A 10,012-nucleotide genomic window follows, 5' to 3' on the forward strand; every position below is an offset into this window, starting at 1 on the left:
TTCGCCGTCTCCACCAGTGCATACCAGAGGCGTCCCGCCGCGAAGAGAATCACCAGGGCCAGCAGGACGGCACCGACCTGCTCCAGGGAAAGCGACATGGCACGCGCTCCTCACTTCGTGGCGTAACAGGTCTTGAAGAAAGTCTCAAAGGCCTGCTCTTCCGGTCCCTGGTCCACGTAGATGAACAGCTTCTCATCCTCCAGCCACTCGAAGGTGTTGATGGCCAGATAGTGACGCCCATCCGGGTAGATGATGAAGGCGTCCGTGGGGTACTTGTTCTGATAGGCCTTTTTGACTGCGGAACGGGGGCAGATTTCCGGATCGCCGCAGCCGGAGAGGTCCGGAACTGTGGGCACGACCACCACCGTGGGGTCCGCCCCCTCCTTCCAGCCCACGATCAGGCTGCCGTAGGTAGTCTTGCTGCCGTGGACCAGGCCGTAGTTGAACCGCTTCGCATCCTCCGTATAGGCGGCCACCAGCTGGTACTGCCCGCCGTCGGGCACCACGCTGTCAAACAGGCGGCGCATCTTCTGCTTGCTGTCCGCGCTTTTGGCCTGGTCAATTTCAGGTCCCTTGAAGAGTTTTCCGAAAATTCCCATGACAATCCCTCTTTAATATCTCAATTTTATATTGACCATTTTATTTTATCTGGTCAATATATGAGATATCATACCAAAAGAAACCGGATTGCGCAACTGGGTAATTATCAGCGCACAAAAAAAGACCGCCCATCAGCGGTCTTTTTTTGCGTTGCGCAGGGAGCCCAGATAGTTCACCAAAAATTTCACGTGCAGCGCCGCCGTCTCCTCCAGGTGCGAAGGAAACAGAAATGGCATGGATTCCGGCGCGGAGTTATAGATCAGGAGGCAGGAGAACACCAGGTTCGCCAGCACCTCAGGGGCGCAGTCCTCCTGCCGGATGTCCAGCAGCGCCATCAGGCGCAGAAAGAAATCCCGCTGCCCGGGCCGGAAATCCTGGAATCGCTCCGGCGTCAGGCGGCTGTGCAGATCCGCCTCCTCCCCCTGGGTCATCACCAGGATGCCGTTTTCCCGGTGGCGGAGGATCGTCCGGAAAAAAGACTCCACGTGCTCCTCCCAGGTCCCCTCCGGCCGGGCCAGCTCCTGTTCCAGCAGCCGGAGCAGACGGCAGCGCTGCTCCTCCATCATCTGGAGGGAAAAATCCTCCAGCGAGTCAAAAAACGTGTAGAAATAGGGCTTGGAAATCCCCACCGCCGCGGCGAGCTCCGCCAAGTGCAGCCCCTTCAGACCCTTGCTTACGGCCATATTCAGCCCCGTGTCCAGCAGAGCCTGCCGCACCCGGGCCCGGTCCTCCTCCGTATAGGTCTTGCGGGCCATGGCATTCCCTCCCCTTTTTCATCTGGTGCCAGTATAACACAATTCCCGGGAAAAGAAAACCGTTCTGCCGCGCATCCCCCAAAAAGCAACCCGGCCGCTGTGCGCGGCCGGGTTGCTTTTGAAGATCTCACGCCTCCGGCATGGGCTTGCCTAGGCGCTTGTACATGGTCTTTTTCACCGCCCGGAGGATATTCTCATACCCGGTGCAGCGGCACAGGTGGCCGGAGAGGAGTTTTCTCAATTCATCGTCCGTGTACTCCTTGCCGCTCTCCAGGATCTCCACTGCCGTCAGGATAAAGCCCGGCGTGCAGAAGCCGCACTGGATGGCCGCCTCGTCCACAAAGGCCTGCTGGATGTCGCTGAGCTCGCCGTTAGGGCCCAGCAGCCCTTCCAGGGTGCGGATGTGCTTGCCCTCCGCCCACACGGCCAGATAAATGCAGGAGTTGTATGCCTCCCCGTCGATCAGGACGTTGCAGGCGCCGCACTCCCCCACCTCGCAGCCCTTCTTCACGGAGGTCATCCGGAAGTCGTTGCGGAGCATGTCCGTCAGGCTGGCCCGCACGTCCACCGTGCGTTCCACGTCCTTGCCGTTCAGATTGAAGTGAACAGTCTGATACTGCATCACATGCTTTTCCATCACAGGTCACCTCCCGCCAGCTTCACCGCTTCGATGAACGCCCGCCGGGCGCTCTCCACCGCGATGTGCATCCGGAAATCCTTGGCCGCCCGCCAGGAGTCCCGGGGATTGATGTCCTCCTTCACCGCCTGGGCAAAGCGATCCGCCAGCTCCAGGCTCACCGGCTGTCCGGCGGCCAGCTCCTCCGCAGCCGCCGCCCGCAGGGGCACCGGCCCCGCCACGCCGAAGGCCACTCTCGCCCGCTCCACGGTCTTTTTGTCGGCGGAAAGGCGGACGTTCACAGAGGTTCCCAGGGTGGCGATGTCCATGGCATTCCGCATGGCATACTTTATATAGTGGCCAAATGTGTCAATATAACTGTCTTTTTCGATCAGGATAGCCGTTTGGATCTCGCCGGGACGGATATCCACCTTGCCTGCCCTGATGTAGAACTCCCGGATGGGCTGGCGGCGGATACCGTCCGGTCCCGTCAGCTCCACAATGGCGTCGTAGGCGTGGAGAGTGGAGGCGGAGTCCGCGGAGGTGACACCGTTACAGGTGTTGCCGCCGATGGTGCCGATGTTGCGGATCTGGGGACCGCCCACCTGGTCCACGGCCTCTCCCAAAACATGGAGGTATTTCTGGATCAGGGGATCCCGGGTAATGTGGGAAAAGCTGGTGAGAGAGCCGATCCGCAGGGTGCCGTCTGCCTCCAGGGTCACGCCCCGGAGTTCATCCAGCCCGTAGATGGAGATCAGCTCCACCCCGGCCCGCTTGCCCTCCCGCATCTGCACCAGCACGTCGGATCCGCCGGCGATGATCTGGGCATCCGGATGGGCCACCCGGAGGGCCACCGCGTCCTGAACGCTCTCCGCCTGATACAGGGCTTTCATATCATACATGAGTGGTTCCCTCCTTTAGTCTTCGATCAGCCCAGCCTCTTTGAACCCGCGGTAGAGGACATGGGGCGTGATAGGGCATGCGTCAAAGGCCACACCTGTGGCGTTCAGAATGGCGTTGCGGATGGCCGGCGCCGGCGAACAGGCCGGGGGCTCGCCCAGGGCCTTGGTGCCGTAGGGAGAGGTGGGCTCCGGGTTTTCCACGAACGCCGCCTGGAGCGTGGGATGGTCCATAAAGGTGGACAGCTTGTAGTCCAGCAGATTGTTGTTCAGGGGCTTTCCGGTCTTCTCGTCGAACTTCAGCTCTTCACTGAGGCCGTAACCGATGGCCATGGACATGCCGCCGTGGACCTGGGCCTCTGCCAGCGCCGGGTTGACGAGGGTGCCGCAGTCGTGGACGTTGACCAGATTCAGCAGCTTCACCTTGCACAGAGGGACGTCCACCTCCACCTCTGCGAAGGAGCAGCCGAAGGAGTAGGCGTTGGACTTGATCTGGGCCGTGGTCTCGGCGGTGATGTGCTGACTGTGCTCCAGGGAGTAGAGGCTCTCCGTTGCCAGCTCGCCCAGAGTCTTGAGGACCCGGCCGTCCTCCTTGCGGATGATCTTGCCGTCCACCAGATCCAGAACAGACACCGGCATCCGGGTCTGCTCGTGGGCGATCTGCAGAATCCGCTCCCGCAATGCTTGAGCCGTCTGCATGATGCTGAAGCCGCCGATGTACGTCTGCCGGGAGGCGTAGGCACCGGTGCCGAAGGGCGTCACGTCCGTGTCCTGGGTGGACACCACATGGACGTCCTCCACCGGAATACCCACCGCGTCCGCCACCATCTGGGAATAGGCGGTGTCGCAGCCCTGTCCGATCTCCGTCTCACCGGTCTGGAACTGGAGGGAACCGTCCTGGTTCAGCACCATCCGGCAGGAGGAGGACTCCAGCGAGATGGGCCACACAGCCGTGTTGTACCAGAACACCGCAAGGCCCACGCCCCGACGGACAGGGCCAGTCTGGTTCTGGTATTCCCGATATTTCCGCTGGTAATCCAGCATCGCCATTCCCTTGTCCATGCACTGGTTGAAGGTGTCGGCGTACAACTCGTTTCTGGAGAAGCCGTCGGTATACCCCACCGGCATCAGATTCTTCCGGCGGAATTCCATAGGCTCCATCCCGATAGCCTGACAGATATCGTCGATGTGGCACTCCCCGGCCCACATGGCCTGGGGGATCCCATAACCACGCATGGCGCCGGCGGCGGGGCGGTTGGTGTAGACCGTCCAGCAGTCGCACTCCAAATTGTCGCAGGGGTAGAGCTGGGGGAAGGCGCCCATGCCCTTGGCCACGATGCTGTGGCCGTGGGAGGCGTAGGCCCCCTGGTTGGACCAGGCCTCAAACTTCCGGGCCACCAGGGTGCCGTCCGGCCGGACGTAGGAGATGATGTGGGTGCGGATGGCGTGGCGGACCCGGTTAGAGACAAAGGTCTCCTCCCGGCTGCACTCCAGATGCACCAGCCGTCCCCCCACCTGGGTGGAGAGCCAGGCGCACAAAGGCTCGTACAGAGCGTCCTGCTTGTTGCCAAAGCCGCCGCCGATGTAGGGCTTGATGATCCGCACCTTGCCCCAGGGCAGACCCAGTGCCTGCCCCACCACCCGGCGGATGATGTGGGGGATCTGGGTGGAGGTGACCACCACCACCCGGCCCGCCTCCTCATAGGCGAAGCAGCCGTGGTTTTCAATGTGGCAGTGCTGGACAGTGGGGGTGTCGTACCAGCCCTCCACCCGGATCAGGCCCGGCTCCTGGATGGCGGTCTGATAGTCGCCTCTGCGGATATCTGTGTGCTTCAGAACATTGCCGGGGCAGTCCTCGTGGATCTGTGGGGCATCCGGCTCCATGGCCTTCTGCACGTCCAGAACGAAGGGCAGCTCCTCATACTCCACCTTCAGCGCCCGGACGGCCTGAGCGGCAGCTATCTCGTTCTCCGCGATGACGGCGGCGATGTCGTCGCCGTAATACCGCACGTGACGGTTCAGCAGCAGCCGGTCCGCCACGTCCTGGTGGGCGGGATCTGTGGACCAGGGGTGTCCCGCTGTGGGGAAGCGGTAATCGGGCACGTTGAAGCAAGTCAGGACCTTCACCACACCGGGAACGGCCTCAGCCTCCGTAGTGTCGATGGACTTCACGTAGCCGTGGGCGATGGTGGCGTGCAGGATCCTGGCCACCAGGGCGCTTTGATCGCACAGGTCCGCCACATACTTGGCGCGGCCCGTGGCTTTTTCATAGGCGTCCACACGGGTGACGCTTTTGCCGACGCTTTTGCTCATCAGGCAAGCCTCCTTTTTTCATCAAAGTTCCGCCGCCCATTGACTGGACACGGCGAAAGCGGATATACTACTGATAAAATGAGGTGATGGATGTGGAAAACAAGCCGAAAATCGGTTGTGTGGTCATGGCCGCCGGCAACGCCCGGCGGTTTGGGGAAAATAAGCTGGCCGCCCAGCTGCGGGGCAGGAGTCTCATCCTCCGGGCGCTGGAAGCCGTCCCGGCCGAGAAGTTTGACAAAGTCGTGGTGGTGACTCAATACCCGGAGGTCATGCGGCTGGCCGGGGAGTTCCACTTCGCCGCCATCCACAATCCCCACCCGGATTACGGCATCAGCCACACCATCGAACTGGGCCTGACGGCTCTGCGGGACTGTGACGGGGTGCTGTTCCAGGTCAGTGACCAGCCGCTGCTGCGGCGTGAGAGCGTGGCAGAGCTGGTGGACCGCTGGCGCACCCGGCCGGAGAAGATCGTGGCTCTGGGCCACGGCGGCGTGCGGGGCAATCCCTGCCTCTTCCCTGCCCGGTTCTTTCCGGAGCTGCTGGAGCTGCGGGAGGACCACGGCGGCAACACCGTTATCCGGCGGCACGAGGCGGATCTCCTCCTTCTGGACGTCCCGGCGGAGGAGCTCCGCGACGTGGATACCGCCCAAGCCCTGGAGGAATTGAAAGCGGAGGAGCAGGTATGAATCCAACCGTCTATGAATTCGATGCGGTGATCCGGAAAGTTCCGGACATCGACGGAGCCTATGTAGAATTCCCCCATGACGTACAGGCGCTATTCGGTAAGGGCCGAGTCAAGGTGGCTGCCACCTTTGACGGCGTCCCCTACGCGGGGAGCCTGGTGCGGATGGGCACTCCCGGCCACATCCTGGGGATGCGCAAGGACATCCGGGCCCAAATCGGGAAGCAGCCCGGAGACACCGTCCATGTGACAGTGCGGGAGCGGGGGTAACGCAGATTCGGACAGGCCGCGGCGGAAGTACCGCCGCGGCGCTTGTTATTTACGGCTGTAAGGCGTGCCCTCCAGGGGCAGACTGGTACGGAACTTGCCGTCGTAGCGGTAGTAGGCGTCCGCAATGGCTGGGGCTGTGGGGATGGAGGTGATCTCGCCGATGCCGATGGCGCCGCAGGCCACGTTCAGTCCCGCTTTTTCCACGATGATGGGGGTGATCTCCGGGATCTGGTTGGCCCGGAACAGGCCCAGCGTGCCGTATTTGGCGGTGGGCCTGCAGTCCGTGAGGGGATACCGCTCCGTCAGGGCAAAGCCCATGCTCATCACCACGCCGCCCTCGATCTGCCCCTCGATGGACAGGGGATTCACGGCCTTGCCCACATCGTGGGCAGCCACCATCTGGCGGATTTTCCCCTCGTCGTCCAGGATGCACACCTGGGTGGCGTAGCCGTAGGCCACGTGGCTGACGGGGTTGGGCACCGGGGCCCCCAGGGGGTCCGTCTTGCCCAGGTATTCGCCATAGAACTCCTGACCGTTCAGGGCGTCCAGGCCGCCGGAGGCCCCCATAGCCTCCTTCAGATCCTGGCAGGCCAGGCGGACCGCCTCGCCGGTGAACAGCGTCTGGCGGGAGCCGGAGGTGGTGCCGGAGTCCGGCGCGCAGTAGGTGTTGGACCGCTCGTAGACGATCCTGTCCCGGGGAATGTCCGTCTGCTCGTAGACCATCTGTGTCAGCACCGTGCCCAGGCCCTGGCCGATGCAGGAGGCACCGGCAAAGATGTGGAGCCTGCCGTCCTCCACCACCAGGCGGCACCGGCCGGTGTCCGGGATGCCCACGCCCACGCCGGCGTTCTTCATGGCGCAAGCCAGGCCCACGTACTGGTTATTCTCCACATAGGGCTTCACCGCCTCCAGCGTCTCCACCAGGCCGGTGGAGTTGTCTACGATCTGGCCGTTGGGCAGCTCCTGTCCCGGGCGAATGGCGTTGCGGTAGCGGATCTCCCAGGGGGTAATGCCCACGATGTCCGCCATCTGGTTTAAGAGGCTCTCGATGCAGAAGCAGGTCTGGGTGACACCGAAGCCCCGGAAGGCCCCGGCGGGAGGGTTGTTGGTATAATAGGCCCAGCCGTCGATCTCAAAATTCTGGTAGTTGTAGGGACCGGCGGCGTGGGTGCAGGCCCGCTCCAACACCGGCCCGCCCAGAGAGGCGTAGGCCCCGGTGTCGGCGATGACCTCGGCGGCCACGCCCTGGATGATGCCGTTCTCGTCGCAGCCGATGGAGAACTCCATCTCCATGGGGTGACGCTTGGGGTGGATCAGAATGCTCTCCGCCCGGGTGAGCTTCACCTTCACCGGGCGCTTGGTCAGGTACGCGATCAGGGCGGCGTGGTGCTGGACCGTCACGTCCTCCTTGCCGCCGAAGCCGCCGCCCACCAGGCAGTTGCGGACCTTCACTTTTTCCGCCGGCAATCCCAGCATCCCCATGGTCTCGTGCTGGGTGTCGTAGGCGCCCTGGTCTGTGGAGAGGATCATGACCCCGTCCCCGTCGGGATAGGCCACGGCGCACTCCGGCTCCAGGAAGGCGTGCTCCGTCCAGGGTGTGGAGAAGTGCTGGGTCAGCACATGCTTCGATTTGGCGATGGCCTCTGCCGGGTTGCCCCGCTGGATGTGCTTGTGGGTCAGCAGGTTCCCAGTCCGGTGGACCAGGGGAGCGTCTGGCAGCATGGCCTCCCGGGGACTGCGGACCATGGGCAGCTCCTCATAGTCCACTTTCACCAGGGCCTTGGCCTGGGCCAGGATCTCCGGTGTCTCCGCCGCCACCAGGCAGATGGCGTCACCCAAGTAATGGGTGATATCCCCCACGGCGATCATGGTGTCCCAGTCTTTCACCAAATGGCCCACCTTGTTCTGCCCGGGGATGTCCTCCGCCGTAAAGACCCCCACCACGCCGGGCAGGGCCCTGGCCTCCTCCGTGTGGATGGCCAGCACCCGGGCCCGGGGGTATTGGGACCGGACGGCGCTGCCGTAGATCATGCCGTCCAGATAGATGTCGTCGGGATAGATGCCGGTGCCGGTGACCTTCTCCTCCACGTCCACCCGGGGCACCCGCTGCCCCAGGGACCAATCAGCGGGAGCCGGCGGCACCTCGCCCTTGCGGAACAGCTCGGCGGCCAGCAGAATCGCATCAATGATCTTCACATAGCCGGTGCAGCGGCAGATATTGTTTCGGATGGCGTAGGCCGCCTCCTCCCGGGTGGGATTGGGATTCATATCCAGCAATCCCTTGGCGCTCATCACCATACCGGGGATGCAGAAGCCGCACTGAACCGCCCCCGCCATGCCGAAGGCGTAGGTATAGACCTGCTTTTCAAAATCGGTCAGACCCTCCACCGTGACGATGGACTTGCCCTCCAGCTTATCGGTCTGGGGGATGCATGCCTTGGTGGGCTTACCGTCGATCAGCACTGTGCAGGTGCCGCAGGCGCCCTCGCTGCACCCGTCCTTTACACTGGTGAGATGCAGGGTATCCCGCAGGTAGCGGAGCAGCTTCTGGTTGTTTTCCACTGTCACGGCCCGGCCGTTCACGGTAAATTTTGCCATGGCAAGTTCCTCCTTGACTGCCGTGCCCAACCCTGGTCCCACGGTCATCGGTGTTCTTTCGGAAAGGTCGACCTTTCCGCTGTCTCTATTATACAATAACTTTCTTGCCGCCGCAACTGAACTTTGTCCGGCACGCTATTTTATCTCGGAAACAACGCCACCAGACGGCAGCTCCCACCCCACGATCAGGGCGCCCTTCCGGACGGTGATCCGGGCCTTGGGCTCGATGATGTGGTTGCTGACGCCCAGGGGGAACTCCGCCGAGAGGGAGGCGTGGGAGAGGGGATACTGCACACCCTTCTCGTCAATGCCGGAGGCCGGTGCACCCAGGCAGAAGACGGAGAGCAGGCCCCACTCCACCGTCTGCTCCACAGTGATGGTCTCATTCTCCACAGCCGTCCACACAAAATCATTGTCATAGAGGTATCCCCTGGCCCCATGGCGGCGCAGATACAGCAGTGTCTGCAGATTGGCCAGGGTGTGGTCCAGCCGCCTGCCGCCGGTGCCGCCGTAAATGTAAAACTCGCCGCAGCCCTGCTCCAGCCCCGTCTTCACAGCCAGCATGGTGTCCGTGTCATCCTTCTCCACCGGCACCCGGCGGACATGGTCAAAGTCCGCAGGCTGATCCATGGAGTCAAAGTCTCCCAGCAGCAGATCCGGGGTGATCCCCGCCTGGCGGCAGGCCAGATACCCGGCATCCGCCGCCAGCACCAGGTCCCCTGTCTGGGGCCGCTCCCGCAGGCCGTAATAGGTGCCTGCGGCAAAAATGAAGCATCGTTTCAATGGGTCCACTCCCCGTCTTGTTCATTGAGATGTCACGCGGCCGCCGTGCCGTGAAATCCAGCGGCTGTCCTTACAGCCATTGTACCATGATTCCGCGCCCATGACAAACAGAACTTCCTGACAGAAGAGCCGCATCCAGGCAGCGCCCGGACACGGCTCCTCCGTTTACTGGATATGCTCCTCACAGAAGTTGTCCAGCACCCGATAGCCCATCTCTTCCGGCTCCGCCACCGGGAAGGTGGCGATGCTGACCGGGTCAAAGGCCGGACAGAGCCGCTTTTCCGGCTCGATCCGCAGGGCGGGCGTTCGGCTGGGGGACTTCTTCTGCGGAGCTTGTGCCTGCCGCATACAATCACCCCGGCTCTAGCATTTGTGAAATCTGCGGAATCATGCGGCGGGGGTGCCGGGAAAACCCCCGAAAACCCCCCCCCGGAGGGGAAAAATAATTTTTTATTTTTTTTATGTGTTGCCCCCCCCCATTTGAAAAAAGGGGAAA

Annotated in this window: 10 protein-coding genes; 2 read left to right on the plus strand and 8 right to left on the minus strand. The window is 62.6% G+C overall.

Annotated features, from left to right (window positions below; genetic code table 11):
- Positions 1–110 precede the first annotated feature (110 nt).
- From QVE23_RS06255 to xdhA, 5 genes are all read right to left on the minus strand, one after another.
- Positions 111–599: a hypothetical protein gene (locus QVE23_RS06255; RefSeq protein WP_021749743.1), complete on the minus strand. Its 489-nt coding sequence runs from the start codon at positions 597–599 to the stop codon at positions 111–113.
- A gap of 132 nt (positions 600–731) precedes the next feature.
- Complete coding sequence (locus QVE23_RS06260; RefSeq protein ID WP_021749742.1) at positions 732–1,355, minus strand: TetR/AcrR family transcriptional regulator; 624 nt, start codon at positions 1,353–1,355, stop codon at positions 732–734.
- Positions 1,356–1,482: 127 nt separating this feature from the next.
- Complete coding sequence (gene xdhC, locus QVE23_RS06265; RefSeq protein WP_021749741.1) at positions 1,483–1,992, minus strand: xanthine dehydrogenase subunit XdhC; 510 nt, start codon at positions 1,990–1,992, stop codon at positions 1,483–1,485.
- A complete protein-coding gene (xdhB, locus tag QVE23_RS06270; RefSeq protein WP_119310715.1) occupies positions 1,992–2,873 on the minus strand; it encodes a xanthine dehydrogenase subunit XdhB in 882 nt (293 codons plus the stop codon). The genes xdhC and xdhB overlap by 1 nt, the downstream gene beginning before the upstream one ends.
- Positions 2,874–2,888: 15 nt before the next feature.
- Positions 2,889–5,183: a xanthine dehydrogenase subunit XdhA gene (gene xdhA / locus QVE23_RS06275; protein ID WP_287967763.1), complete on the minus strand. Its 2,295-nt coding sequence runs from the start codon at positions 5,181–5,183 to the stop codon at positions 2,889–2,891.
- Between the two features lie 92 nt (positions 5,184–5,275).
- On the opposite strand from xdhA, the gene QVE23_RS06280 reads away from it, so the two are divergent.
- A complete protein-coding gene (locus QVE23_RS06280; RefSeq protein WP_267288290.1) occupies positions 5,276–5,869 on the plus strand; it encodes a nucleotidyltransferase family protein in 594 nt (197 codons plus the stop codon).
- Positions 5,866–6,135, plus strand: a complete 270-nt coding sequence (locus QVE23_RS06285; RefSeq protein WP_021749737.1) for a DUF1905 domain-containing protein — start codon at positions 5,866–5,868, stop codon at positions 6,133–6,135. Before QVE23_RS06280 ends, QVE23_RS06285 begins: the two co-directional genes overlap by 4 nt.
- A gap of 45 nt (positions 6,136–6,180) precedes the next feature.
- Here QVE23_RS06285 and xdh read toward each other — a convergent pair whose 3' ends face one another.
- The 3 genes from xdh to QVE23_RS06300 form a co-directional block, all read right to left on the minus strand.
- Positions 6,181–8,733 (minus strand): selenium-dependent xanthine dehydrogenase, encoded by a 2,553-nt coding sequence (gene xdh, locus QVE23_RS06290; protein ID WP_287967764.1) that lies wholly within the window; start codon positions 8,731–8,733, stop codon positions 6,181–6,183.
- 135 nt (positions 8,734–8,868) lie between these two features.
- A complete protein-coding gene (locus QVE23_RS06295) occupies positions 8,869–9,516 on the minus strand; it encodes a thiamine diphosphokinase (protein WP_119310712.1) in 648 nt (215 codons plus the stop codon).
- Positions 9,517–9,681: 165 nt separating this feature from the next.
- Positions 9,682–9,864, minus strand: a complete 183-nt coding sequence (locus QVE23_RS06300; protein ID WP_021749734.1) for a hypothetical protein — start codon at positions 9,862–9,864, stop codon at positions 9,682–9,684.
- Between the last annotated feature and the right edge of the window lie 148 nt (positions 9,865–10,012).

Source organism: Oscillibacter sp. KLE 1728 (assembly GCF_934833455.1).
GTDB lineage: Bacteria > Bacillota > Clostridia > Oscillospirales > Oscillospiraceae > Oscillibacter > Oscillibacter welbionis.